Genomic DNA, 25,701 nt, shown 5'->3' on the forward strand with positions numbered 1-25,701 from the left:
GGTCAGGACGTCAGCGCGGCGAGCACTTTGTCCGGATGCCGGGCACTGATAAGCCAATACGGGGTGGGATCGTCGGGATCGTTGAGGACCAGCAGTGTCATCGACCCGATCCACGCCCGGTGCACGACGTAGGCGGCCGGATCAAGCTGTCGGCCCAGCGCCGCCGACTTGGCCGAGCGGGGCACTTCGGCGGAGCGCGCGACGACGCTCACAGGCAGGTGGGCGTCCCCGACCCACAGTTCGGTTTCGCCTTCACCGCTGGTGACGCGCAACTCGGTCCGTCCGAGCCACAGCAGTACCACGACCGCGACCGGCAGCAGCACCGCGAACGGCACCCAGTTGGGCAGCGTCTTGATGCCCTGGTTGACCTCCAGTGCGATCAGGGCGGCCAGGCCCAGGCCGGGCAGCCACCACCACCACGGGACCCACAGCCGTTCGCGGTAGCGAACGGTTTGCGTGGTGGCGCGCGTGTCGGACACGCGGCCAAGAGTAATCTCTGACGTCGTGTCCACCTCTCTGGCGGTAGTGCGACTGGATCGCGACCTGCCGCTGCCCAGCCGCGCCCACGATGGCGACGCGGGAGTCGACCTCTACAGCGCCCAGAACGTCGAACTGGGGCCCGGTGAGCGGGCTCTTGTGCCGACGGGCGTCGCGGTGGCGATACCGTTCGGCATGGTCGGGCTCGTGCATCCACGGTCGGGTCTGGCTGCCCGCGTGGGTCTTTCGATCGTCAACAGTCCCGGCACCATCGACGCGGGCTACCGTGGCGAGGTGAAGGTCTCCTTGATCAACCTCGACCCCCGGACCCCGATCGTCGTCCGTCGTGGAGATCGGATAGCCCAGTTGCTGGTGCAGCGAGTGGAACTGCCCGAGCTGATCGAGGTGACGTCCTTCGACGAGGCCGGCTTGGCCGACACAACCCGTGGCGACGGTGGCCACGGTTCCTCCGGCGGACATGCGAGTTTGTGAAATGGCACTGAAGAGACAACGAAACGACAGCTCCGACTCCCTCGAGGACACGGCCGCGGATGCCGGCGAGGAGCTCGAAGGCCCGTTCGACATCGATGACTTCGACGATCCGGCGGTCGCGGCGGTGGCCCGGCTCGACCTGGGGTCGGTGTTGATTCCGATGCCCGAGGCGGGGCAGGTTCAGGTCGAGCTGAGCAACACCGGGGTGCCCAGCGCAGTCTGGGTGGTGACTGCGAACGGCCGCTTCACGATTGCGGCCTATGCGGCGCCCAAGTCCGCCGGACTGTGGCGCGAGGTCGCCTCGGAGCTGGCCGACTCGCTGCGCAAAGACGTTCCCAAGGTCAGCATCGAGGACGGTCCGTGGGGTCGCGAGGTCGTCGGAGTGGGCGCCGAGAATGCGGGCGTGGTGCGCTTCATCGGCGTGGACGGATATCGCTGGATGATCAGGTGCGTCGTCAGCGGGCCCCACGAGCGCATCACTGCGCTGGCGCAACAGGCGCGGGATGCGCTGGCCGACACGGTCGTTCGCCGCGGTGACACACCGATGCCGGTCCGGACCCCACTGGCGATACAACTGCCGGACGCCATGGCTGCGCAACTGCGCGCCGCCACCGAGCAGGCAGCCGCGCAGCAGGCGGCGGCGTCCGGCCAACCCCAGCCACAGGCCGCCCAGCAGGAGCAGCCGCCGGAACAACAGCAGCCGGCGGCCCGCCGCGGCACCCAGGGGTCGGCGATGCAACAACTGCGCACCACCATCACCGGCACCGGGGGATAGCCGGGATCACACCCGCCGGGGACCGCCCCGCCGGGGACCGCCCCGCCGGAACGGTATTCCAGCAGGCCCGCACCCGCTGTTTTGCGCACGGAACACAGTTCCGGCGGGCTACTGGCGCGCTCGCGTCGGGCTACTGGCGCGCTCGCGTCGGGCTACTGGGGCGCTCGCGGCGGACGGGCCGGGTCGTCGGCCTCCCACAGCGCCGCCAGGCACTGCGCGCCCAGGACGCCCGGATCACTCCCGATCTCGTCGAGCGTCACGGTGCGCAGAGCCGCGCGCGGCGCCGCCGACACCCATTCGACACCGACCTCGAGCGGATGCACCGGGTCATCACCGGCCGACACCACCCCCATCGGCGCGGCGAGCGACTCGAGGTCGCCGACCGTCGGCGCGACATACCGGGCCGCCGCCTCCATTGCCTCCGGCAGCGCCGGCCACTGCCCGACCCACGACCGGGTCAACTCCTCGGCCAGCCACGTCGGGCTCGACGCCTGCATCTGCGCGGTCGCCGACACCAGGCCGTTTCGCCGCAGCAACTCCGCGGAATGGCGGGCCGCCAGCGCCGCCGGCGCCCCGTCGGGCGCGCCGGTCCACGCCGGCAGCGCGGCCAGCACCGCGACCACCCGACCGGGATGTGACAGCGCCCATGCCGCGGCGACGGCGGCGCCGATGGAGACGCCCCCGACCGCGATCGGCCGCGAACCGCCCGCCCGCGCCGCACTGTCGAGTTCGTCCCGATACCCGTCGAGCAGCCGATGCGGCTGCGGCGACGGAGTCACGACGGACGCGCCGACCTCGTGGAGTGAGCGTGAAAAGGCCCGGTAGACGAAGTCGTCGTCGGATCCTGTGCCAGGAAGCAGAACGGTGGTGACACCGCGCAGATCGACCGTCATGTCACGATCGTGCACCGCCGCGGAATCGGTGGCGCGACGAGGTCGCCCCTACGTGGCACATCGGTACCAAGAGGTCTACCGTGGCGAGGGTTAGGTCGATCCACGGTGGATTGACAGGACTCAGGAGAAGCCATGGCCACGGCCGAGGGGTATCTTCGGCGGCTCACCCGTCGGTTGACCGAGGACCCGGAACAACTTGACGTCCAGGAGCTCAGCGATGAAGCCGCGAGCACCGGCGCGCAGAAGGCGATCGACTGTCACCGCGGCCAGGAGGTGACCATGGTCGGCACGCTGCGCAGCGTGGAGTGCAACGGCAAGAGCTGCGCCGGCGGCGTCAAGGCCGAACTGTTCGACGGCACCGACTCGGTGATGCTGGTCTGGCTGGGGCAGCGTCGCATCCCGGGTATCGAGTCCGGCCGCACCCTGAAGGTGCACGGCCGAGTGGGCAAACTGGACAACGGTTCCAAAGCGATCTACAACCCCCACTACGAGATCCAGAAGTGAGTGCCCCCGGTACCGAACCGGGCGAGGCCTCAGCACCGCGGGGAGCGGCCGTCCTCGCACAGATGGGCGGCATCAGCGGGCTGATCTACTCCTCGCTGCCGGTCGTGGTGTTCGTCCCGGTGTCCTCGGCGTTCGGGCTGATGCCCGCGATCGGCGCCGCCCTGGGGGTCGCGACGCTGATCCTCGGGTGGCGGCTGTTCCGCCGGGACTCGGTGCAACCGGCCATCTCGGGCTTCTTCGCGGTCGGCATCAGTGCGCTGATCGCCTACCTCGTCGGGGCCTCCAAGGGGTACTTCCTGCTCGGCATCTGGATGTCGCTGTTCTGGGCCGTCGTGTTCACCACATCGGTCCTCATCCGTCGACCACTGGTCGGCTACATCTGGGGGTGGGTGAACACCCATGACCGGCGGTGGCGTGACGTGCCCCGAGCGGTACGCGCCTTCGACTTGGCGACGCTGGTGTGGGTGGCGGTATTCAGCGCACGGTTCGTGGTGCAGAACCATCTCTACGACGCCGACCAGACAGGCTGGCTGGGGGTGGCCCGGATCGCGATGGGCTGGCCGCTGACCGCGGTGGCGGCGCTGGTGACCTACCTGGCGATCAGGGCCGCTCAGCGGGCGCTGCACGAGCACGACACGGCGGGCGACGTCGACGTGACGTCCGAACCCGACGATTCGGTGCAAAAGCCGCGCTGAGGCTTAGCGCAGGCGCGGGTGCAGGAGCAGTTCGCGCAGGTCGTCTTCCACTTCGGCGACCGCGACGAACAGCAACTCGTCGCCGCCCTCGAGCGGTTCGTCGCCTTCGGGAACGATGACGCGCGGACCCCGAAGGATCGTCACCAGCGCCACATCCCGGGGCAGTTCGAGACGCTTCACCGGCTTGCCGCCCCACGGGGTGTCGTCGGGCAGCGTGATCTCGACGAGATTGGCCTGGCCCTTGCTGAACTCCATCAGCCGGACCAGATCGCCGACCGAGACCGCTTCCTCGACCAACGAGGCCAACATCCGCGGCGTGGACACCGCGACATCGACCCCCCATGCCTCGTCGAAGAGCCATTCGTTGCGGGGGTCGTTGACCCTGGCCACCACCCGCGGGACCGCGAACTCGGTCTTGGACAGCAGGCTGACGACCACGTTGGCCTTGTCGTCTCCGGTGGCGGCGATCACCACGTCGAATTCCTCGAGCTTGACCGATTCCAGCAGGCTGAGCTCGCATGCGTCACCCAGGCGCCAGTGCGCCGCCGGGATGGCGTCGACATCGATGTGACCCGGGTTGCGCTCCAGCAGCGTGACTTCGTGGTGCTCGATCAGCTCGCGGGCGATGGAGCGACCCACGGCACCAGCCCCGGCGATGGCGACCTTCATGCGTTGCCCGAATCTTCGCTCGGGGGCAGTGCCGCGATGGCCAGCGCCTCGGCGATGTGGCCGGAGACGGCGGCCAGGTACACCTGGTCGCCGGCCTGGATGACGGTCTTGGCCTCGGGCAGCAAGCCGGCGCCGAAGCGGATCATGAACGACACCCGGCCGGAGGTGGCGGCTTCGAGTTCGGCGACCCGGTGCCCCATCCAGTCCTCGTGCAGCGCCAGTTCGGTGACCCCGACATTGCCGGTCGGGTCCCGCCACTTGGTGGTCTCGGTCTCGCGGGTCAGGACATTGAGCAGCCGGTCGGTGGTCCAGGGCACGGTGGCGACGGTCGGGATGCCGAGCCGTTCGTAGACCGCCGCTCGCTTGGCGTCGTAGATGCGCGCGACGACGCGGGCGACGCCGAACGTCTCCCGGGCCACCCGCGCGGAGATGATGTTCGAGTTGTCACCCGATGACACCGCCGCGAAGGCGGCGGCATCCTCGATGCCTGCGCGCAGCAACACGTCCCGGTCGAACCCCATGCCGAGTACCCGTTGGCCGGAGAAGTCGGGGGAGAGCCGGTGAAAAGCCGTGCCGTCCCGGTCGATCACCGCGACGTCATGGCCGATGCGGGCCAGGCTGTCCGACAGGGATGCGCCCACCCGGCCACATCCCATGACCACTACACGCACCTGACGGTCCTTTCCGGCCGGAGCCAGCGATGGCTCACTCGAACTGCTGTTGCTAGACCTGCGCAGTGTGAACGCTACCGCGATGACGCTGTGGGCCTACTCTTGGCTCTCGTGTCCAAGCTTTCTACCGCCGCACGGCGGCTAGTGCTGGGCCGGCCCTTCCGCAGCGACAACCTGTCGCACACCCTGCTGCCCAAGCGGATAGCCCTGCCGGTCTTCGCCTCCGATGCGCTGTCCTCGGTGGCCTACGCACCCGAGGAGATCTTCCTGGTGCTGTCGGTGGCGGGGCTCGCCGCCTACTCGATGGCGCCGTGGATCGGCCTCGCCGTGGCGGGGGTGATGTTCATCGTGATCGCCAGCTATCGGCAGAACGTGCACGCCTACCCGTCGGGTGGCGGCGACTACGAGGTCGCCAACACCAACCTCGGTCCCACCGCCGGCCTCACCGTGGCCAGCGCGCTGCTGGTGGACTACGTGCTGACGGTCGCGGTGTCGATGTCCTCGGCGATGTCGAACATCGGCTCGGCGGTGCCGTTCGTCAACGAGCACAAGGTGTGGTTCGCGGTCGCGGCGATCCTGCTGCTGGCCTCGCTGAACCTGCGCGGGGTGCGGGAATCGGGGACCGCCTTCGCGATACCCACCTACGCGTTCATGATCGGCATGTACACGATGCTGGTCTGGGGGTTCTTCCAGATCTACGCGCTCGATGAGCCGCTGCGTGCCGAGTCCGCCGAGTTCGAGTTGACCTCCGAGCACGGTGACATCCTCGGCTTCGCGCTGGTGTTCCTGGTCGCGCGGGCATTCTCGTCGGGCAGTGCCGCGCTGACCGGCGTCGAGGCGATCAGCAACGGCGTTCCGGCGTTCCGCAAGCCCAAGTCGCGCAACGCCGCGACCACCCTGCTGGGGCTGGGCATCATCGCGATCACCATGTTCATGGGGGTGATCATGCTGGCCCAGGCGACGGGCGTGCAGATCGCGGAGCGCCCGGGCGAACAGCTCGTCGGCGCACCGGAGAACTACGAGCAGAAAACGTTGGTGGCGCAGCTGGCCGACGCGGTGTTCCACAGCTCGCCGATCGGGCTGTTCCTGATCGCCGGTGTCACGGCGCTGATATTGGTGCTGGCGGCCAACACCGCGTTCAACGGTTTCCCGGTGCTCGGATCGATTCTGGCGCAGGACCGTTTCCTGCCCCGCCAGCTGCACACCCGGGGCGACCGGCTGGCGTTCTCCAACGGCATCCTCTTTCTGGCCTTCGGCGCGATCGCGTTCGTCGTGGCGTTCCAGGCGCAGGTCACCGCCCTGATCCAGCTTTATATCGTCGGTGTGTTCGTGTCGTTCACGTTGAGCCAGATGGGCATGATGCGGCACTGGACCCGGCTGCTGCGCACCGAGACCGACGCCGATGCCCGCGGCCGGATGAAGCGCTCCCGGATCATCAACACCGTCGGCTTCATCTGCACCGGCACCGTGCTGATCATCGTCGTCGCCACCAAGTTCCTGGCGGGCGCCTGGATCGCGATCCTGGCGATGGGTTCGCTGTTCGCCATCATGAAACTCATCCACAAGCATTACGCGTCGGTGAGCCGCGAGCTCGAACTGCGTGCCGCCGAGGCCGAGGACATCGTGCTGCCCAGCCGCAACCATGCGATCGTGCTGGTGTCCAACGTGCATCTGCCGACATTGCGCGCGCTGGCCTACGCCCGCGCCACCCGCCCCGATCTGATCGAGGCCATCACGGTCAGCGTCGACGACGCCGAGACGCGCGCGCTGGTGCACAAGTGGGAGCACAGCGACATCAGCGTGCCGTTGAAGGTGATCGCCTCGCCGTACCGGGAGATCACCCGTCCGGTACTCGAATACGTCAAACGGGTCAGCAAGGACTCACCGCGCACCGTGGTCACCGTGTTCATCCCCGAGTACGTGGTGGGCCACTGGTGGGAACAGTTGCTGCACAACCAGAGTGCGCTGCGGCTGAAGGGCAGGCTGCTGTTCGAACCCAACGTCATGGTGACCTCCGTCCCGTGGCAGCTGACGTCGTCGGAGCGGTTGAAGAAGCTGGAACCGCAGTCGGCGCCCGGTGATGCACGCAGGGGGTTCCTGGATTGAGCATCGATTCCGCTCCCGAGGAACTCACGCTGACCACCGGGGCCGCGGCCAACGGTGGCAGCTGCGTGGCCCGCCACGACGGCAGGGTGGTGTTCGTGCGGTACGCGCTGCCGTCGGAGAAGGTCAGGGTCCGGGTGACGGGTGGAGCCGGCGCTCGCGGCTCCTACTGGAACGCCGACGTCGTCGAGGTGCTCGAACCCTCTGCAGACCGGATCGAGTCGCTGTGTCCGATCGCCGGGGTGCACGCAGCGGGATGCTGCGACCTCGCGTTCGCCGACCCGGCTGCCGCGCGCCGGCTCAAGGGCGCTGTGGTGGCCAATCAGCTTGCGCGACTTGGCGGCTACCGCTGGCGCGACGAAGACGATGCCGCCGCCGCGCCGGTGGGTGAGCTGGGCGCGACCGGATGGCGGACCCGGGTGCGGTTGGACACCTCAGCGGACGGCCGGGCGGGTTTTCACCGCTATCACAGTGCCGAACTGGTGCGCCGGCTCGACTGCGCGCAGTTGCCGGCGGGCATGCTCGCCGGGATCGCCGACACCCGCTGGCCCGCCGGTTCGGAGATCCATGTGGCCGTCGACGACGAGGGTGTCCGCCACGTGGTGGTGTCGGGTTCTCGCGCTGCCCGCAAGACGACGGTGGCCGAAGGTGGTTACGAGGCGGTGCAGCGGGTGGACGAGCGCAGCTGGCGGGTGCCGGTGACGGCGTTCTGGCAGGCGCACCGCGACGCCCCGCAGCTCTACAGCTCGCTGGTCGCCGAATGGGCGGGGCTGCAACCGGGGATGACGGCGTGGGACCTCTACGGTGGCGCAGGCGTGTTCGCGGCGGCGTTGGCCCGGGAGGTCGGTGAGACCGGCCGGGTGCTCACCGTGGACACCTCGCGGGGCGCTTCCCGCGCCGCGCGCACCGCGCTTGCCGACCTGAGCTGGGTTGAGGTTCTCACCGATTCGGTGCGGCGAGCGCTGACCGGGCAGCGCAGCCGCGCCGACGTCGCGGTGTTGGACCCCCCGCGCGCCGGAGCGGGCCGCGACGTGATCGATCTGCTGGCAGCCGCCGAGGTGCCGCGCATCGTCCACATCGGTTGTGAGGCAGCTTCTTTCGCACGGGATATCGGGCTCTACCGTGGGCATGGCTACGCCGTGGAGAAGTTGGAGGCGTTCGACTCGTTCCCGCTGACCCACCACGTCGAGTGCATCGCGGTGCTCACCCGCTGAGTCGGCGCCGCTACGGACCTTCCGCCTCGAGTCCGTCGACTGCCTGCTGCATTCGTTCGAGCACCTCGCGCATCTCCTCGAGTGCTTCTCTGAGCTCGGCCGCCGAAGTCGCAGGCTCCTCGAGGCCGGGCGCCGGGACCGCTGCCGGGGGTGCGGCTTCCGTCGGAGGCTGACCCGGTGCGGCTTCAGGCTCCGGCGGGGGAGCGGACGCGGCGTCGCCGCCGGGCGCGGTGGCCACCCGGCCGGTACCCGGCCCGAAGACCTGGTCGAGCGCCTCGGCCAGCGTCGGGCCGTAGCCCACCCGGACACCGCCGTCATCGGGTTCGCGGAAGCTGACCAGCACGCGGGACAGCTGCGGGAAGGTCGAGCTGTTCGGGTTCGTCGAGATGCGTTCGGTGTACAGCGGTTCCACATAGAGCACGCCGCCGTCGGCGATCGGCAGCGTCAACAGATTGCCGTAGTGGATCCGGTTCGACCGTTCGAGCAGCGTGCGTTCCGAAGCCACCCTGGTGTCGGAGATCATCGAGTTCTGAATCTGCTGCGGCCCCTGGGTCAGGGTGTCGGTCGGCAGGCGCAGCACGGTGAGCTTGCCGTAGTCGTCGGGGTCGGAGTGCGCAGAGATGTAGGCGGACAGGAACTCCCGGTTGTATCCCACCATCGCAGTGGCAAGCCGGAACGACGGCTCGGCCGTCTCCTCGTCCCCGACGAGGATGTAGAACGGTGGTTGTGCCGGGTTCGCATCATCGGTCGGATCGCTCGGCACCGACCAGAACGCGTTGGTGGTGAAGAACTCTCGCGGCTCATTGACGTGGTACTTGGCCAAGAGTTCGCGCTGGATCCGGAAGAGGTCCTCGGGATAGCGGAAGTGGGCCCGCAGCGCGTCGGAGATCTCGTCTTCGGCTTTGACGCTGCCGGGTAGCGAGCGCATCCACGCCGCCAGCACCGGATCGTCCGTGTCGAACTGGTAGAGCGTCACGGTGCCGTCGTAGGCGTCGACGGTCGCCTTGACCGAATTGCGCGCGTACGAGACTTCACCACCCGCTCGCACGACGCCGCTGTCGGTCGTGACCGGCCCCTCGAGCGACATCCGCTGCGCGTAGGGGTAGGCGTCGAGGGTCGTGTACGCGTCGACGATCCACAGGATCCGGCCGTCGACCACCGCGGGATAGGCGTTGTCGTCAGTGGTGAGCCACGGCGCCACCCGCTGCACCCGTTCTTTCGGGTCGCGGTGGAACAGCACTCTGGACTCCGAGCCGATCGCCCGGGAGAACAGGATGTTGCGTTCGGCGAACTTCGCCGCGAACACGCTGCGATTCAACCAGTTTCCGATCGAGACACCGCCGGCACCGGTGTAGGTGTAGGTCGAGGTGTCGGTGTCGTACTCGCGCGGAGGCGAGTCCGGGGCACCACCGACGATGGCGTAGTCGGGGTCGGTTCTGGCGATGACCTCACCGAAGTAGATCCGGGGTTGGTCCACGGGGATGACCTGTCTGCCCGATCCCTGCGTGGCGATGTCACTCACCGCGTAGATCGGGTAGCCGCTGTTGGTTTCGGATGCCTCGGCGGCATCGCGGACTGCGGCGTTGACCCGGTTGGCCGGGGCGGCGACAAAGCCGTTGCCGTGTGTGTAGACGGTGTGGCGATTGATCCAGTCGGTCTGGTTGCCGGTCAGGCTGTCCGGAGAGAGCTCACGAACACCGACGATGTAGTCCTGCAACTGACCGTCGATGCGGTACCGGTCGATGTCGAGGATGTCGGGGAAGCTGTAGAAGTTCTTGAGCTGCTGCTGCTGGGTGAACGTCCGCGACAGGATGTTGGGGTCGAGCAGGCGTGCCTGGGCGATCGTGGTCCGGTCTGCCGGCACTTCCTGCGGGGGCTTGGTGCCGATGCCCGGATAGGCCCGGTACTCGACGGCGTCTGTGTCGAGCCGGAACGCCTGTCGGGTGGCGTCGATGTTGCGCTGAATGTAGGGCCGTTCGACGTCGGCCGCGTTGGGACGTACCGAGAACTGTTCCATCAGCATCGGCCACACGCCGCCGACCAGCACGGACGACAGCACCAGCAGTGCCGTGGCCATCGCCGGGATCCGCATGTCGCGCAGAAAGACGACGGCGAAGAACGAGGCGGCGCACAGCACGGCGATCGCCAACAGCACCAGTCGTGCGGGCAGCACCGCGTTGATGTCGGTGTAACCCGCGCCGGTGAACGTCGGTTCCTTTCGGCCGCCGGTCAGCAGCTCGTAGCGGTCGAACCAGTAGGCCGCCGCCTTGAGCAGAATCACGATGCCGGCGAGCATCGCGAGTTGGATGCGCGCGGGCTGGGTGAGCGTTCCCTTGCCCTCTACCACGCGAAAGCCGCCGAAAAGGTAGTGCGTCACCAGGCTGGCGACGAGTGCCAACACGGAGGCGACCAGCAACCAGCTCAGCACCGACCGGTAGAACGGCAGATCGAAGACGAAGAACCCGATGTCGTGGCCGAATTCCGGATCGACGATGCCGAACGCGCCGCCGTGCAGGAACAACTGCACCGTCGCCCAGTTCAACTGCGCGATCAGCCCGCACACCAGACCGAGGCCGCCGGCGAGGCCGAGGGTGACCAGTCCCGGCCGCGTCATCAGCGCGGTGCGGTATGTCGTCAGCGGATCCTCGGGCTTGCGCTCGGGGACGAACACCGGGCGGGAGCGGTAGGCCGACACGATGGCGATCGCCACGCAGCCGCCGACCAACACCGCCACCGTCGCAAAGGTGGCCAGCTTGGTGAGCAGCACGGTCGCCCACACCGACCGGAAGCCGACCTCCCCGAACCACAGCCAGTCGACGTAGAGGTCGAGCACCGGTGGGCCGACCAGAAGCAACCCGAGAACCACAGCCGCCGCGATCGCCCAGCCCCGCCCGCGCTTGGACAGCTGCGGTAGCCGGCCGGGCGACTGTGTCGTCATCTGCACGCTCCGCATCGCATCGGATGCCATCGATCCGGGCGTACCGCGGCATCGTTGCGGTCAGGCTCCCGGTAACTCACCGACTGCACGGAACCCGGCTCGACGAGTACGTGGGTGGGAGATGACTTACATTGATCGTAATAGGCGTGCCGGGAAGCTTGTCGGCGCGTATTTGTCGAGCCTTGAGCACAGAGGGGTCCCACCATGCCTGCCGACCGTGTCCCGCCAGTGCGCAAACCGGCGCTCTTTGCGCGCGGTTCCTGGTCGGAAACGAGTCGGATCACCACGATCCTGCGCAAGGAGACCGTCGGCGGGGTCATCCTGCTGGTGGCCGCGGGCGCGGCACTCATCTGGGCGAATACCCCGTGGGCGGAGAGCTACTTCGCGCTGCGGGACCTCGAGATCGGCGGTGAGCCGTTCGGCCTGCACCTGAACCTCACCGTCGGCGCATGGGCCGCGGACGGGTTGCTGGCGATCTTCTTCCTGGTGGTCGGGCTGGAACTCAAGCGCGAGTTCGTCGCCGGGGACCTGCGCGACCCCGGTCGCGCCGCGCTGCCGATCGCCGCGGCCGTCGGTGGCATGGTGGTGCCCGCGCTGATCTTCGTCCTGGTCAACCTCAACACCGGTGATGGCGCGCTGCGGGGCTGGGCGATTCCGACCGCGACCGACATCGCGTTCGCGGTGGCCGTGCTGGCGGTCATCTCGACGCACCTTCCTGCGGCGCTGCGCACCTTCCTGCTGACCCTCGCCGTCGTCGACGACCTGCTGGCGATCACCGTGATCGCCATCTTCTACACCGTGGACATCAACGCGGTGGCGCTCGGGCTGGCGCTGGTGCCGCTGGCGCTGTTCACGGTGTGTGTGCAGCGCGGGGTGCAGGCGTGGTGGGTGCTGGTCCCGCTCGCGCTCGTCACCTGGGTGCTGGTGCACGAATCCGGCGTGCACGCCACGGTCGCCGGCGTGCTGTTGGGATTTGCGGTACCGGTGCGGCGGTCGGCGCGGCGGCGCGGCGTCGAAGTGGAGTCGGGGATGGCCGAGTACTTCGAGCACCGCACCCGGCCGGTCTCGGCAGGGCTCGCGATCCCGGTGTTCGCGTTCTTCGCGGCAGGGGTGAGCATCGGCGGTTTCAGCGGCCTCGCCAATGCACTCAGCGACCCCATCGCGCTCGGCATCGTGCTGGGCCTGGTGATCGGAAAACCGGTCGGCATCCTCGGGGTCACCCGGGTGATGGCCTCGGTGACCCGCGCGACGCTGGACGCGTCGCTGCGCTGGGTGGATGTGCTCGGCATGTCGATGCTCGCCGGTATCGGGTTCACCGTGTCGCTTCTGATCGGCGATCTCGCATACGGACTGGGGTCCGATCGTGACGAATTGGTGAAGGTCGGCGTGTTGTGTGGGTCACTGCTGGCGGCGCTGCTCGCTGCGAGCGTGCTTCTCACCAGGAACCGCGCCTACCGGCGCATTCACGTCCAGGAGACCGCCGACGCCGATCAGGACGGAGTGCCCGACATCTACCAATCTCGGCAGGACTGATGGTGCTGGCCGTGCGTAGACTGGCCGAATGCTTGAACAGATCCGCGGTCCCGCTGATCTGCAGCACCTGACGCAGGCGCAGCTGGACGAACTGGCCCGTGAAATCCGCGACTTCCTGATCCACAAGGTCGCGGCCACCGGCGGGCACCTGGGACCGAACCTCGGCGTCGTGGAGTTGACGTTGGCGCTGCACCGCGTCTTCGATTCCCCGCACGATCCGATCCTGTTCGACACGGGGCATCAGGCCTACGTGCACAAGATGCTCACCGGTCGCGCCCGCGACTTCGACACGCTGCGCAAGAAGGACGGTCTGTCGGGCTACCCGTCGCGCAGTGAGAGCGAACACGACTGGGTGGAGTCCAGCCACGCCAGTTCGTCGCTGTCGTACGCCGACGGCCTGGCCAAGGCCTTCGAGCTGAACGGACACCGCAATCGGCACGTCGTCGCCGTGGTCGGTGATGGGGCGCTGACCGGCGGCATGTGCTGGGAGGCGCTGAACAACATCGCGGCGTCGGGCCGGCCCGTGGTCATCGTCGTCAACGACAACGGCCGCAGCTACGCGCCCACCATCGGCGGCTTCGCCGAGCACCTCGCCGGACTCCGGTTGCAGCCGGGCTATGAGCGGGCCCTCGAAGAGGGACGCAGGGCGGTGCGCGGTCTGCCGATGATCGGCGAGTTCTGCTACCAGTGCATGCACAGCATCAAGGTGGGCATCAAGGACGCGCTGTCCCCCCAGGTGATGTTCACCGATCTGGGGCTCAAATACGTCGGTCCGATCGACGGTCACGACGAGCACGCGGTGGAGAGCGCACTGCGCCATGCGCGCGGTTTCAACGCCCCGGTCGTCGTGCACGTCGTCACCCGCAAGGGGATGGGCTACCCGCCGGCGGAGAACGACGAAGACGATCAGATGCACTCGTGCGGCGTCATCGACCCGGAGACCGGGCTGGCCACGACGGTTCCCGGGCCCGGGTGGACCTCGACCTTCGCCGAGGCGCTGATCAGGCTGGCGAGCAAGCGTCGTGATGTTGTGGCGATCACCGCAGCCATGCCAGGGCCCACCGGGCTCAGTGCCTTCCGGGACCGGTTCCCGGACCGATTCTTCGACGTCGGCATCGCCGAACAGCACGCGATGACGTCGGCCGCCGGCCTGGCGATGGGTGGCATGCATCCGGTGGTCGCGATCTACTCGACGTTCCTCAACCGGGCATTCGACCAGATCATGATGGATGTGGCCCTGCACAAGCTGCCGGTGACCATGGTGCTGGACCGCTCCGGAGTCACCGGCCCCGATGGCGCCAGCCACAACGGCATGTGGGACCTCTCGATTCTGGGCATCGTGCCGGGCATGCGGGTCGCAGCGCCCCGCGATGGCGCCCGGCTACGGGAGGAACTGGGCGAGGCGCTCGACGTCGACGACGGGCCTACCGCGATCCGCTTCCCGAAAGGGGATGTGGGCGAGGACATTCCGGCGGTCGAACGACGTGGGGGCGTCGATGTGCTGGCGGTTGCGGCCGACGGCCTGTCCGACGACGTACTCGTCGTGGCCGTCGGGCCGTTCGCGAAGATGGCGCTCGGGATCGCCGAACTGCTGCGTAATCAGGGCATCGGCGTGACTGTCGCCGACCCCCGATGGGTGCTGCCGGTGCCCGCCGAGATCTCGGCGCTGGCGACCGGCCACAAGCTCGTGGTGACCCTCGAGGACAACGGTGTGCACGGCGGCGTCGGCTCGGCGGTGTCGGGTGCGCTGCGACGGGCCGAGGTCGACGTTCCGTGCCGCGACGCGGCGCTGCCGCAGGAGTTCTTCGACCACGCGTCCCGCGGAGAGGTGCTCGCGGCCGTCGGCCTGACCGAACGCAACATCGCTCGCCAGATCACTGGGTGGGTGGCTGCGTTGGGCACCTCGGTCAGTGAGCGGGAGATCAGCCAGCAGCTCGACTGACCGGGGCCGACCCATCCCGAAGAATCCACCGCCGCAGCGCGGTTGGCCGGTGATCGCTCGGGCGCACGGAACAGTCGGATCGGGTGATGACCGCACCCCTTGGGCGCGACCGCGCAGCGGAGGGGCACCACGGCGTCGTCGCCGCGACGACCGGCGCGTCCGAGGGGCGCCGGGCGCGGCGATCGGTCACGATGGTCTGCAGAGTTGACTCCCCGCCAGGGTGGCCGCATAGAGTATCCAATATCAGCTGAAAGCGAGAGCCGATGCCACCGCGCACCGCCGCCAAGCGCTCCGAATCCGAGGGCGCAGATCGAGCAACGCCCGCCGGGTACTCCGGTGATGCCGTCCGGGGACGGCGGTCGGACTTCGTGCGGCCCAAGACCGCTCAGCAGGCGGTGGCCGAGGCGCTGCGGCACGACATCACGACCGGCAAGCTGGCCCCAGGTAGCTGGATCGTCCAGGAAGCCGTGGCCGAGCAGTTCGGCATGTCGCGCATTCCGATTCGGGAAGCACTCAAGACCCTGGAGGCAGAGGAGTACATCACCTACGTTCCGCACAGCGGCTACCGGGTGACCAAGCTCAGCCTCGAGGACCTCGTGGAGGTGTTCACGCTACGGACCATCCTCGAGGAGGCGCTGATCCGCGATGCGATGCCGAATGTCACCGACGAGATCGTCGACGAGATGCGTTCGTGCAACGAGGAAATGGATGCCGCACAGGCTGCCGGTGACCCGATCGCGGTCGGGGTGGCCAACCGGCAGTTCCACTTCCTGAGCTTCCACGCCAGCGGCATGGCGCGCACCAAGCGCATCGTGACACAGTTGTGGAACACCGCCGACGCATACCGGCCGCTGTATCTGCCCCTGCTCGACATGCCGAAGGTCTGCAAAGAGCACGTGCTGATGATCGACGCGATGGCCGAGCGGGACGTCGAACGAATGGTGAAGCTCAATCACGAGCATCGGGCGCATGCCCTCGCACCGATCCACCAGATCTTCGACGAGGAATCCAACGCCTCGGCATGACTGTGGTCGACAGATTGCTCGCGCTGGGGATGGTGCTCCCCGACCCGCCGGCTCCCAAGGGGGCGTACTTCCCGAGTCGCCGTTGCGGCGATCAGTTGTGGGTGTCGGGCGCCACCGCCCGCCGGGAGGGCGTGCCGGCCTTGCGCGGGGTAGTGGGCGCCGATGTCGACGTGGAACAAGCTGCCGAGCAGGCCGGGTCGGCTGCGCTGAACCTGCTCGGGGCCATCGACGCGGCCGTCGGCCTCGACGGGGTGACCATGGTCGTCGCACTGCGCGGCTATGTCCGCGCAGTGCCCGATTTCGACGCCCACCCGGCGGTGATCGACGGAGCCTCGCGGGTGTTGCTCGCCGGCTTCGGTGACGACGTGGGTGCGCATGCGCGCACCGCCATCGGCGTCGCCTCGTTGCCCGGGGGCGCCTGCGTGGAACTCGACCTGGTGGTCGGTGTGGCTACCGCCGAATCCTGAGGCGATCCAGCCACCGACCGATCGCCAGGCCGAGTGCGACACCGGCGAACCCGTTGAGCGCCAAGGTGATTAACTCGGGCCGGCGGGTGCGGACCGATGTCCGGGCCGGGCCCGTCGCAGGTGACGCAGCGGGTCCGTCGTCGCCGAGGATCGTGGCGTTGAGCTGGTCGACGAACTGTCCGATGATGCGGTTGCTCACCGGCGTGATCGCACCCTTGCCGAACTGGGCGATGCGGCCGCTGAGTTCGAGATCGGTGGTCACGGTGACCACCGATCGGGATCCGTCGTCTCGGGCCGCCAACCGGACGGTGGCCTCCGTCGACCCATTTCCCCTGCGGTCGCGGGCGTTGCCCCGTACGACCATCTCCCTGGCGGCGTCGTCCTGCCGCACCAGCGTCGCCGTGCCCGCCAACGTCATTCCGATGGGGCCGACCTTGACCGCGACGTGGGCGTGGAAGTCGTCACCGTCGCGATGATCGAGCGCTGCGCCCGGAATGCACCCGACCACCGTCTCGATGTCGGTCAGCACCGTCCACGTGGCGTGCAGCGGTGCGTCGACCGCGAACTCGTTGACGAGCTGCATGCTGTCTCCCGGTGGTCAGCGGTTGTGGATCGAATGTCCTCACCTTACGATTGGATACGATATACATCAATCGTCGACATGGCCCGAGGAGGCTGCTGGATGCTGAGCATGGGCGTAGGACTGTTTCCCACCGAACCGACGGCAGCGATGTGCTCCTACGTCCGACTCTGTGAGGACCTCGGGTATGACAACGTCTGGTTCGGTGACTCCCAGAACATCTGGCGTGAGTCGTCGACCGTGATGGGTGCGGCCGCGGTCGGGACCGAGCGCATCGTCTTCGGCACCGGGGTGACCAACGCGGTCACCCGGCATCCATCGTTGCTGGCTTCCACTTGGGCGACGCTCGCCGAGTTCACCGGCGGCCGTGTCGCTCTCGGGATCGGCACGGGTGATTCCTCGCTGCGCACGATGGGCCTCAAGCCCCTCAAACTCGCCGAGCTCGAGCGCTCGATCGAGGACCTGCGGGCGCTGCTGCGCGGGGAGAAGGTCGCCGAGCCCACCAGTGGCGCCGAGTACCACCTGAACTATCTGAGCGGCCCGGTCGACGTCCCGATCTACATCGCCGCATCCGCTCCCAAGATCCTCGAGATGTCGGGACGCATCGCCGACGGGGTGATCGTGTTGGTCGGTACCGCACCGCACTTCATCGAGGCCGCGCTGCAGACGATCGAACGTGGTGCGGCACGCAGTGGCCGGACGCTCGACGACCTCCACATCGTGCTGTGGACCCCGACCGCGATCGGTGACGACAGCACCGAGGCGCGCGACCTGGTGCGCGCGCACGTCTCCCGCGTTGCGATCCGCCCGCTGCCCGCCAAGGTGGACCCGGTACTGGAGAAGGCCATCAACAGGATCCGGGAGCAGTACAACTACTACGAGCACATGAACCCCGAGGCCGCCCACGCCGATCTGGTGCCCGACGAACTCGTCGACCTGTTCGCGCTGGCAGGCACCGAGACGGAGTGCGCCCAGCGACTCAAGGAGATCGAGTCGCTGGGCGTGGATCAGGTCTCGATCGTGCCGTTCGTCAGGCCGGGGCAGAGCCGCGAGGGCACCATCCGGACCTTCGCCGACATCGTCCGCGGTCGTCTGGCGTGACGGTGTCCGGCGCCCCGGTCCCGCCGGCCCATCCCGCGCCGGGCAGCACCGTCCCGGGGGCTCCGCCGGCGTTGAAGCGGTCACTGACACCGGCCGACGGCGTGGTCGATGCCGTGGCCGTTCCCGGTGCTGCCACCAAAATAGCTCTACCGCAACGTGATTCAGACCGAGAAGGGTTCACCGGCGGGGCGGGGCTGGTCGCGGCAGCCGCGATGACCGGGGTGGCCGTGGGGCTGGAGATCGCCGGGATCATTTCACGTCGACGTAACAGTTAGCGGTTGACGCAGATCACACCACTTTCTATAGTTGGATCCAATATCCACTAACGCTCGGAGGCTTCTCTGATGTCAAGGTTCCCGAAGGTCATCGGCGCACTCGCTGCCGCATCCGCCCTCCTCGTCGGCGCCACCGCGTGTGCCGACGAATCCGCGGGTCCCGCCGAGGGCGGTGGCGCCACCACCGACACGTTGAGCATCTCCGCGACCGGGGTGGACAGCCTGCCCTTCATGGCGATCCTGCAGGCGGGGATCAACAAGAAGTGGTTCGAGGAGGAGGGGTTGAAGGTCGACCTCTACTCCGGCGGCGGGGGTGGCAACACCCTACGTGTCGTCACCAGCGGTGACGCCGACATGGCGATCGCCGGGAACACCTCGGTGATCCTGGCTGCGCAGCAGCCGGATTCGAACCTCACGGTGATCGCCCCGTGGTTCCAGATCAACGACTTCTCCTGGATCAGCCCGCCCGGACGGACCATCGAGGGCGCCACACTCGGCTTCAGTTCGGCAGGGTCGTCGACGGAGCTACTGGTCAAGGGCCTCGAGCAGGAACTCGGACAGGGCGTCAAGGCGCAGGCGGTGGGCGGAATGGGCGACAACTGGACCGCAGCCAGGGCCAACCAGATCACCGCGGGCTGGGCGATGCAGCCCTTCATCGCCGAGAAGCAGGCCACCGAGAACGCCGAGATCCTGGTGAACGCTCGCGATGTGCTCGGCGACCTGCCCGCCGACCTGGTCGCGGTCAACACCAGCTACGCCGAGGCCAATCCCGAGAACATCAGGACGTTCTTCCGGGTGGCTGACCGGCTCAACGAGTGGGTGGTGTCCAACCCGGATGAAGCCGGAGCCGAGATCGGACCGTTGGTGGGTGTCTCACCCGAGGTCATGCAGGCCGCGTTCAGGAACAGCCCGGACCTCGCCAAGGGATACTCCCTCAAGGTCGACCCCGAGGGGCTGGGGAACCTGTCAGATCTGATGGTGGCCGCCGGCCAGATCGACGAGCCGGTCGACTGGGCCACCGTGCTGGATCAGCAGTACCTTCCCGAGGACGACCGGGCGAGCTTCTGAGCCCAGGCCACGACCGCTCCAACCTATCGACGAGAGGCAGCGTCTTGGACCCGCAAGGTATCGAGATGACCGGTGTGACAGTGGTATTCGACACGGCCGTGCGCCGGGTCACGGCGGTCACCGACATCAACCAGAGCGTGCCGCACTCGAGCTTCGTCTCGATCGTCGGACCGAGCGGTTGTGGCAAGTCCACCTTGCTGGGGGTGGTCGCCGGGCTGCAGAAGGCCACTGCCGGAACCGTCAGCGTGGCAGGCCGGCCCGTCACCGGGCCCGATCCCAAGATCGGCATGGTGTTCCAGGAGGACTCGACGTTGCCGTGGCGCACCGTCGAGGAGAACGTCGCCTTCGCCATGGAGATGATCGGCACGCCGAAGCCGGAACGACGTAAGCGGACCACCGACGCCATCGAACTCGTCGGGCTCGGGGGATTCGAGAAGTCCTACCCGTCCCAGCTCTCCGGCGGGATGCGCCAGCGTGTCGCGCTGGCGCGGACCCTGGCGGTGCAGCCCGAGGTGGTGCTCATGGACGAGCCGTTCGCCGCGCTCGACCAGCAGACCCGATTGTTTCTCGGAACGGAGGTGCGTCAGATCTGGGCCAGGACCAAGCAGACGATCATGTTCGTCACCCACGACATCTCCGAGGCGATCCTGCTGTCGCAGCAGGTGTGGGTGATGTCCTACCGGCCCGGCACCATCATCGACGTCGTCGACATCGATCTGCCGGGCGAGCGCGACGCGAGCGTGGTGTCCACCCCGCGATTCAACGAACTGCACAACCGGATCTGGGGTTCGCTGCAGGCCGAGTCCATGCGCGGGTTCCAGCAGCAGGAGACGGCGACGAAGTGACCGCCGCATCCACCAAGTCCTTCGCAGCCGCCGACGATCTGCCGACCGAGGCCGTGTCCTCGTCCGGAGAGCCGCCGCGCCCGCCCCGCCGGGGGCACCGGTTCGGCACGCTGGCGCTCAGCGCGGGCTCGACGGTGGCGCTGATCCTGCTGTTCACCGCGTTCGCCGAGCTCGGATCGCGCGCAGGATGGTGGAACGACCACGTGCTGCCCGCGCCTTCGGTGATCTTCGCGGAGTTGGGCGGCTTGCTCACCGAACCGCAGTTCTGGCTCGACGCCCGCCGCACCGGCATCGAGGTGGCCGCCGCGATCCTGTTCGGCTGCCTGCTCGGATTCGCCGCCGGCCTGCTGTTCTGGAAGATCCCGTTGCTGGGCCGGGTGTTCGAGCCCTACCTGGTGTCCTTCTACGCCGTGCCGCTGGTGCTGTTCTACCCGGTGATGATCGTGCTCGTCGGCATCAACGCGATGTCGGTGATCATCCTGGCCACGATCATGGCGGCCATCCCGATGGCACTCAACACCGCCGTCGGGCTGAACCAGATGCCGCCGGTCTACATGAAACTGGCGCGCTCGTTGCGCACTTCGCCGCAGCAGACCCTGTTCGCCATTGCCATTCCGGCCGCCGGGCCTTACATCGTGGCCGGGCTGCGGCTCGCGGTGGTATACGCGCTCATCGGCACCATCGCGATGGAATTCACCACCGCGCAGGCCGGTCTCGGATACCGGATCCGCTATCTGTACGAGATCTTCGACAACATCGCGATGTTCGCCTACATCGTCGTGGTGCTCCTGCTGTCCTGTCTGCTGACGATCGCACTCGCCGCGGTCGAGCGGGTGCTGTTGCGGGGGAGGAACGCATGACTGCCGTGCTTCCTGTCCAGCCCGACACCGAACACGCTGCGCCTCGCCGGTTCTCGGCGCGCAAGATCCTGGGCAACCAGTTCGTCGGGGCCAGCCTGCTCGCCGTGCTGGTGGTCATCGCCTGGGAGGTGACGTCCGGTTTGACCTTTGTCATCCCGTCACCGCTGCAGACGCTCACCGTGTTGTTCGAGAACCTCTCCGACCCGGCCTACCTGTTCGACCTGCGGGTGACTGCGCAGTCGGTGGCGATGGCGTTTGTCGTCGGCACCGCCGTCGGTGGGGGGATCGGCCTGCTGCTGGGCCTGTCGAGCAAGCTGCGACTGATCTTCGAGCCGCTCATCATCATGCTCAACGGCATCCCGAAGATCGTGCTGTACCCGGTGCTGCTGCCCATCTTCAGCCTGTCCGGATCCAAGGTCGTCATGGGTGTGCTGTTCGCGCTGTTCCCGGTGCTGATCAACGTGTCCACCGGCGTGCAGGAGATCCCGAAGGTCTACTGGAAGCTCGCGCGTTCGGTACGCGCCAACGCGTGGCAGACGCTGGTGCACGTCATCTTCCCGGCCATCCGGCGGCCGCTGCTCACCGGCATCCGGCTGGCCGTCAGCCTCGCCGTCGTCGGCGTGGTGCTCTCGGAGTTCTTCGCGACGCGACGCGGACTGGGCCGGGTCGTGCTGCAGGCTTACGGCCACGGTGACTATCCGTCGATGGTGGCGACCATCATGCTGCTGATCACGATCTCGTTCGGCATCTCGATCGCCCTGTGGCAGTGGGAGAAGCGAATCCATTGACCGCCGATGCATCGAAGCCGGACACCGGCCGAGAATGGGTCGGCAGCTCGGTGCCGCGGCGCGAGGACGACCGCATGCTCGGCGGGAACGGCAGGTTCCTCGCCGACCATGCCGCCGGCGCCCAGCACGTCGTGTTCATCCGGTCCACCCAGGCCCACGCCAGGATCACCGGCGTCGACACCACCGCCGCCGACGGGATGGCCGGCGTGTACGGCATCTTCGGCGCCGCCGATCTCGGCCTCGAGGGTGCTCCGATTCCGTCGCTCACCACACCCGATCCCGGCTTCACCGCGGCCACGGCGCTGGTGCTAGCCGAGCAGCGGTTGGCGATCCTGGCCTCCGACCGGGTGCACTACGTGGGCCAGCCGATCGCGGTCGTGGTCGCCGAGAACCGCTACGTCGCCGAGGACGCCGCCGAGAACGTCGTCGTCTCCTACGAGCCACTGCCGCCGGTGACCGACGCCCTGGCCGCTCTCGAGCCGACCAGCGCCAGGCTGTTCGCGCACCTCCCCGACAACCAGGCGGCCTACCTGGAATACGACTTCGGGGACCCTGACCACGCGTCGGAGACGGCCGACCACGTGGTCGAGGGCACCTACCGGATGGAACGCCACGGGGCGGTGCCGCTTGAATGCCGCGGTGTGCTGGCGCATTTCGGCGACCACGAGGACCGGGTGGAGGTGTACACCTCCACGCAGGTCCCGCACATGGTGCGCAACGCGATCTGCGCCGTCACCGGCTGGGACCACGAGGCGGTCAAGGTCAGCGTGCCCGACGTCGGTGGCGGCTTCGGGACCAAGGCCAACGTCTACGGCGAGGAGATCGTGCTGGCCGTGCTGGCCAGACACACCGGTCGGCGGCTGATCTGGGTCGAGGACCGGCAGGAGCACTTGGTGGCCAGTGCTCAGGCCCGCGACCAGCTACACCGTGCGCGGCTGGCCGTCGACGCCGAAGGCCGGATCCTGGCGTGGGACGTCGATTTCGTGGTGGACATCGGTGCGGGCAGCCTGTGGGTCGCGGGCATCATCGCCAACACCGCGGTCCATCTGATGGGGCCGTACCGGATCCCCGCCGTCCACGTTCGAGGACGGGCCGCTCTGACGAACAAGACCCTGGTGGCGCAGTACCGTGGCGCCGGCAGACCCGAGGCCACGTTCTCGCTGGAGCGCAGCCTCGACGCGGCCGCTGCAGCGGTGGGCATCTCGTGCGCGGAGATCCGCAGGCGCAACCTGCTGACGGCCGCCGACATGCCCTACCACCGGCCGATTCCCTACCGCGACGGAATGCCGATCGCCTATGACGGCGGGGACTACCTGGCCTGTCTGGAGTCGGTGATCGGCGTGCTGCCACGATCCGAGATCGCCGCGTGTGCCGTGGAGAACCCGGATCACCACATCGGTCACGGCCTGTCCTGCTACCTGGAGGCCACGGGCCGAGGGCCGCACGAGACGGCGCGGGTCCGGCTGCTGCCGTCCGGCCGGTTCGAGGTCACCGCTGGGGCGGCGTCGGCGGGCCAAGGCCACGAAACCGTGTTCGCCCAGGTTGCTGCCGATGCGCTCGGCGTCCCGCTGCCGCGGGTGCGCTACGTCGCCGCCGACACCGAACGACTCCCGGACGGGGTCGGCACGTTCGCCAGCCGCTCGGCCATTCTGGCTGGGTCGGCGGTGCACCAGGCCTGTGGCGAGCTGATCGACCTCGCTTCGCGCCACGCCGCGGACCTGATGGGTGTAGGTGACGCCGTCTACTGTGCGGGCCGGTTCACCGCCGGGGACCGGGCCGTCGGCTGGGACGAGTTGGCCGCCGCCACCCGGGTCGGGGGGTCGCGCGAGCGTGCCGCGGCGCTCGACGTCACGACCGTCTATCGGGTGGCCACCGTGACATGGACGATGGGCGTGCATGCGGTCATCCTCGGGGTGCACCGCCGCACCGGCATCGTGAAGGTGCTGCGCTACGCGGTGTCTCACGAGGGCGGCCGGGAGATCAATCCGCGCATCGTCGAAGGCCAGATCGTCGGCGGCGTGGCCCAGGGCATCGGCGGGGCGCTGTTCGAGGCGTGGCGGTACTCGCCTGCGGGCGAACCGATGTCGACGACGTTCGCGGCTTATCACCTGCCGCTGACCACCGACATGCCGGATGTGACCGTCACCCATCTGCATGTCGACACCCCGTCCAATCCGCTCGGCGTCCGCGGGGCGGGGGAGAGCGGCACCATCGCGGTCTACTCCGCCGTCGCCGCCGCCGTCGACGACGCGCTGGGAAACGGCTTCCACGTCACCAGCACCCCGGTCGCCACGGGCGAGCTCTGCCGGGCACTGGCGGGGGTGGGATCGTGAAGCCCGCCGAATTCGTCTACCACCGGCCTGATTCGGTGGCCGAAGCGCTCACGCTGCTGGCCGAGGATCCCGAGGCCAAGCTCCTGGCAGGCGGTCAGTCGCTGCTAACGCTGATGAACCTGCGCCTGGCCCGACCGTCGGCGGTCATCGACATCGGCCGCCTCACCGAGCTGAGCAGGATCTTCGACGACACCGACGATCTGGTTCTGGGGGCGCTGGTCACACACCGGACCGTCGAGGTGGACCCGCTTGTCGCCGCGCGGGTGCCGCTGCTCTCCGATGCGGCGCGCCACATCGGACACGTCGGGATCCGCAACCGCGGCACCATCGGCGGGTCGGTGGCCCATTCGGATCCGGCAGCCGAGATGCCGCTGGCTACCTTGGTTCTCGGTGCCACCTTCCATGTCGAATCGGTGTCTTCGGGACGTCGGCAGGTCGCCGCCGACGAGATGTTCGTGTCGTTCTACACCAACTCGCTGACCCCTGACGAGATGATCACCTGGATCTCGGTGCCGGCGATCAAGCCCGATCAGGGCTGGGGCTTTGTCGAATACGCGCACCAGCGCGGGGACTACGGTCTGGCCGGGGCGGGTTGTCTGCTCACGCTGGATCCGGACGGCAGGATCGATGGCCTGCGTGCGGGAGTGCTCAGCGTGGCGGACCGGCCGTTGCTGTTCGTCGGCGACGACGCCGTCGGGCAGCTCCCGTCGCAAGGTTTGTGGCAGCATCTGGCGAGCGACTGGGCGGCCCGGATCGAGCCGACCGCGGACGACGTCGACTACGCGCGCAGACTCTGCGAAGCCGCGCTGGAGGAGGCGCTCACCGATGCCGGCCGGCGGGCCCGCGCGCAGGAAGGGGCATCCGATGACGAATGATGCTACGGCGGTGAGGGTCTCGGTCACGGTGAACGGGACCCCGATCCGGAGAACGGTGCCCGCACGGCTGACCCTGGCCGACTTCCTGCGCGATGAGCTCGGGCTGACCGGCACCCACCTGGGATGTGAACATGGCGTGTGCGGCGCGTGTTCGGTGTTCGTCGAGGGCCGGTCGGCGCGTGCCTGCCTGATGCTGGCCGTCCAGGTCGACGGCCTGCGGGTCGACACCGTCGAAGGTCTGGACCAGTTCGAGGAGGCCGCGCGGCTGAGACGGGCGTTCTCCGAGCGTGGCGGGCTGCAGTGTGGCTTCTGTACACCGGGATTCCTGGTTTCTGCCGTCGAACTGCTGCGCGATCCGGATGCCGAGAAGCCGTTGACCGCGGACTCGGTCCGAGAAGCGTTGTCCGGCAACATCTGCCGCTGTACCGGATACCAGGGCATCGTGGCCGCCGTACTGGATGCGGTGGCCGCGCCGCCGGACGGTGCGGACGGTGCGGACTCCTGACGCCGCACCGGCGGTGTCCGCGTCGGCCGGACGCCGGCGGGCCGCCCGGATGCTGCAGCCCGTCGGTGCCCCC

25 protein-coding genes are annotated in these 25,701 nt (G+C 68.3%); 19 read left to right on the plus strand and 6 right to left on the minus strand.

Annotated features, from left to right (window positions below; all coding sequences use genetic code 11):
- Positions 1–2: 2 nt before the first annotated feature.
- Positions 3–479 (minus strand): DUF3093 domain-containing protein, encoded by a 477-nt coding sequence (locus BEMPMBAN_RS05895; protein ID WP_159229498.1) that lies wholly within the window; start codon positions 477–479, stop codon positions 3–5.
- A 25-nt stretch (positions 480–504) separates the two neighbouring features.
- Between BEMPMBAN_RS05895 and dut the strand changes: the two genes are divergently transcribed.
- The gene (gene dut, locus BEMPMBAN_RS05900; RefSeq protein WP_159229499.1) at positions 505–969 is read left to right on the plus strand and encodes a dUTP diphosphatase; all 465 of its coding nucleotides are present in this window, start codon (positions 505–507) and stop codon (positions 967–969) included.
- Position 970: 1 nt separating this feature from the next.
- Positions 971–1,744, plus strand: a complete 774-nt coding sequence (locus BEMPMBAN_RS05905) for a DUF3710 domain-containing protein (RefSeq protein WP_234897310.1) — start codon at positions 971–973, stop codon at positions 1,742–1,744.
- A 152-nt stretch (positions 1,745–1,896) separates the two neighbouring features.
- Here BEMPMBAN_RS05905 and BEMPMBAN_RS05910 read toward each other — a convergent pair whose 3' ends face one another.
- Positions 1,897–2,637 (minus strand): serine aminopeptidase domain-containing protein, encoded by a 741-nt coding sequence (locus tag BEMPMBAN_RS05910; RefSeq protein ID WP_159229501.1) that lies wholly within the window; start codon positions 2,635–2,637, stop codon positions 1,897–1,899.
- 132 nt (positions 2,638–2,769) lie between these two features.
- On the opposite strand from BEMPMBAN_RS05910, the gene BEMPMBAN_RS05915 reads away from it, so the two are divergent.
- Both BEMPMBAN_RS05915 and BEMPMBAN_RS05920 read left to right on the plus strand, forming a co-directional pair.
- Positions 2,770–3,141: an OB-fold nucleic acid binding domain-containing protein gene (locus BEMPMBAN_RS05915; protein ID WP_159229502.1), complete on the plus strand. Its 372-nt coding sequence runs from the start codon at positions 2,770–2,772 to the stop codon at positions 3,139–3,141.
- Positions 3,138–3,836, plus strand: a complete 699-nt coding sequence (locus tag BEMPMBAN_RS05920; protein WP_159229503.1) for a DUF3159 domain-containing protein — start codon at positions 3,138–3,140, stop codon at positions 3,834–3,836. The genes BEMPMBAN_RS05915 and BEMPMBAN_RS05920 overlap by 4 nt, the downstream gene beginning before the upstream one ends.
- Before the next feature lie 3 nt (positions 3,837–3,839).
- On the opposite strand, the gene BEMPMBAN_RS05925 is transcribed toward BEMPMBAN_RS05920, so the two are convergent.
- Both BEMPMBAN_RS05925 and BEMPMBAN_RS05930 read right to left on the minus strand, forming a co-directional pair.
- Positions 3,840–4,505, minus strand: a complete 666-nt coding sequence (locus tag BEMPMBAN_RS05925) for a potassium channel family protein (RefSeq protein ID WP_159229504.1) — start codon at positions 4,503–4,505, stop codon at positions 3,840–3,842.
- Complete coding sequence (locus tag BEMPMBAN_RS05930; RefSeq protein WP_159229505.1) at positions 4,502–5,176, minus strand: potassium channel family protein; 675 nt, start codon at positions 5,174–5,176, stop codon at positions 4,502–4,504. Before BEMPMBAN_RS05930 ends, BEMPMBAN_RS05925 begins: the two co-directional genes overlap by 4 nt.
- Before the next feature lie 102 nt (positions 5,177–5,278).
- On the opposite strand from BEMPMBAN_RS05930, the gene BEMPMBAN_RS05935 reads away from it, so the two are divergent.
- Together BEMPMBAN_RS05935 and BEMPMBAN_RS05940 are read left to right on the plus strand one after the other, a co-directional pair.
- Entirely contained in the window at positions 5,279–7,282 is a 2,004-nt protein-coding gene (locus BEMPMBAN_RS05935; RefSeq protein WP_200845883.1) for an APC family permease, read from the plus strand.
- Complete coding sequence (locus BEMPMBAN_RS05940) at positions 7,279–8,493, plus strand: class I SAM-dependent RNA methyltransferase (RefSeq protein ID WP_159229507.1); 1,215 nt, start codon at positions 7,279–7,281, stop codon at positions 8,491–8,493. Before BEMPMBAN_RS05935 ends, BEMPMBAN_RS05940 begins: the two co-directional genes overlap by 4 nt.
- A gap of 10 nt (positions 8,494–8,503) precedes the next feature.
- Here the strand turns inward: BEMPMBAN_RS05940 and BEMPMBAN_RS05945 are convergent, their stop codons facing one another.
- Positions 8,504–11,431, minus strand: a complete 2,928-nt coding sequence (locus BEMPMBAN_RS05945; RefSeq protein WP_159229508.1) for a UPF0182 family protein — start codon at positions 11,429–11,431, stop codon at positions 8,504–8,506.
- A 204-nt stretch (positions 11,432–11,635) separates the two neighbouring features.
- On the opposite strand from BEMPMBAN_RS05945, the gene nhaA reads away from it, so the two are divergent.
- The 4 genes from nhaA (at position 11,636) to BEMPMBAN_RS05965 (ending at position 16,398) form a co-directional block, all read left to right on the plus strand.
- A complete protein-coding gene (gene nhaA, locus BEMPMBAN_RS05950) occupies positions 11,636–12,964 on the plus strand; it encodes a Na+/H+ antiporter NhaA (RefSeq protein ID WP_159229509.1) in 1,329 nt (442 codons plus the stop codon).
- A gap of 28 nt (positions 12,965–12,992) precedes the next feature.
- The gene (gene dxs, locus BEMPMBAN_RS05955; RefSeq protein ID WP_159229510.1) at positions 12,993–14,906 is read left to right on the plus strand and encodes a 1-deoxy-D-xylulose-5-phosphate synthase; all 1,914 of its coding nucleotides are present in this window, start codon (positions 12,993–12,995) and stop codon (positions 14,904–14,906) included.
- 263 nt (positions 14,907–15,169) lie between these two features.
- A complete protein-coding gene (locus BEMPMBAN_RS05960) occupies positions 15,170–15,931 on the plus strand; it encodes a GntR family transcriptional regulator (protein WP_159229511.1) in 762 nt (253 codons plus the stop codon).
- Positions 15,928–16,398, plus strand: a complete 471-nt coding sequence (locus tag BEMPMBAN_RS05965) for a RidA family protein (protein WP_159229512.1) — start codon at positions 15,928–15,930, stop codon at positions 16,396–16,398. Before BEMPMBAN_RS05960 ends, BEMPMBAN_RS05965 begins: the two co-directional genes overlap by 4 nt.
- Here BEMPMBAN_RS05965 and BEMPMBAN_RS05970 read toward each other — a convergent pair.
- Positions 16,382–16,981 carry an SRPBCC family protein gene (locus BEMPMBAN_RS05970; protein WP_159229513.1) on the minus strand — a complete coding sequence of 200 codons (600 nt, stop codon included), beginning with the start codon at positions 16,979–16,981 and terminating at the stop codon, positions 16,382–16,384. The genes BEMPMBAN_RS05965 and BEMPMBAN_RS05970 overlap by 17 nt on opposite strands.
- Before the next feature lie 108 nt (positions 16,982–17,089).
- On the opposite strand from BEMPMBAN_RS05970, the gene BEMPMBAN_RS05975 reads away from it, so the two are divergent.
- The 9 genes from BEMPMBAN_RS05975 to BEMPMBAN_RS06015 all read left to right on the plus strand — a co-directional run bounded on the left by BEMPMBAN_RS05975 (position 17,090) and on the right by BEMPMBAN_RS06015 (position 25,628).
- On the plus strand, positions 17,090–18,079 hold the full coding sequence (locus BEMPMBAN_RS05975) for an LLM class flavin-dependent oxidoreductase (protein ID WP_234897311.1): 990 nt from the start codon (positions 17,090–17,092) through the stop codon (positions 18,077–18,079).
- Positions 18,076–18,354, plus strand: a complete 279-nt coding sequence (locus BEMPMBAN_RS05980) for a hypothetical protein (RefSeq protein ID WP_234897312.1) — start codon at positions 18,076–18,078, stop codon at positions 18,352–18,354. The genes BEMPMBAN_RS05975 and BEMPMBAN_RS05980 overlap by 4 nt, the downstream gene beginning before the upstream one ends.
- A 69-nt stretch (positions 18,355–18,423) precedes the next feature.
- Positions 18,424–19,422: an ABC transporter substrate-binding protein gene (locus BEMPMBAN_RS05985; protein WP_159229515.1), complete on the plus strand. Its 999-nt coding sequence runs from the start codon at positions 18,424–18,426 to the stop codon at positions 19,420–19,422.
- 65 nt (positions 19,423–19,487) lie between these two features.
- Positions 19,488–20,267, plus strand: a complete 780-nt coding sequence (locus BEMPMBAN_RS05990; protein WP_200845884.1) for an ABC transporter ATP-binding protein — start codon at positions 19,488–19,490, stop codon at positions 20,265–20,267.
- The gene (locus BEMPMBAN_RS05995) at positions 20,264–21,127 is read left to right on the plus strand and encodes an ABC transporter permease (RefSeq protein ID WP_159229517.1); all 864 of its coding nucleotides are present in this window, start codon (positions 20,264–20,266) and stop codon (positions 21,125–21,127) included. The genes BEMPMBAN_RS05990 and BEMPMBAN_RS05995 overlap by 4 nt, the downstream gene beginning before the upstream one ends.
- Complete coding sequence (locus tag BEMPMBAN_RS06000) at positions 21,124–21,915, plus strand: ABC transporter permease (protein WP_159229518.1); 792 nt, start codon at positions 21,124–21,126, stop codon at positions 21,913–21,915. The genes BEMPMBAN_RS05995 and BEMPMBAN_RS06000 overlap by 4 nt, the downstream gene beginning before the upstream one ends.
- Positions 21,912–24,248: a xanthine dehydrogenase family protein molybdopterin-binding subunit gene (locus BEMPMBAN_RS06005; protein WP_159229519.1), complete on the plus strand. Its 2,337-nt coding sequence runs from the start codon at positions 21,912–21,914 to the stop codon at positions 24,246–24,248. The genes BEMPMBAN_RS06000 and BEMPMBAN_RS06005 overlap by 4 nt, the downstream gene beginning before the upstream one ends.
- Positions 24,245–25,123 carry an FAD binding domain-containing protein gene (locus BEMPMBAN_RS06010; protein WP_159229520.1) on the plus strand — a complete coding sequence of 293 codons (879 nt, stop codon included), beginning with the start codon at positions 24,245–24,247 and terminating at the stop codon, positions 25,121–25,123. Before BEMPMBAN_RS06005 ends, BEMPMBAN_RS06010 begins: the two co-directional genes overlap by 4 nt.
- Positions 25,113–25,628, plus strand: coding sequence for a (2Fe-2S)-binding protein (locus tag BEMPMBAN_RS06015; RefSeq protein WP_159229521.1), 516 nt, complete (start codon positions 25,113–25,115; stop codon positions 25,626–25,628). Before BEMPMBAN_RS06010 ends, BEMPMBAN_RS06015 begins: the two co-directional genes overlap by 11 nt.
- Positions 25,629–25,701: the final 73 nt, after the last annotated feature.

Source organism: Mycolicibacterium austroafricanum, from assembly GCF_902705885.1.
In the GTDB taxonomy this organism is placed as follows: domain Bacteria; phylum Actinomycetota; class Actinomycetes; order Mycobacteriales; family Mycobacteriaceae; genus Mycobacterium; species Mycobacterium vanbaalenii_A.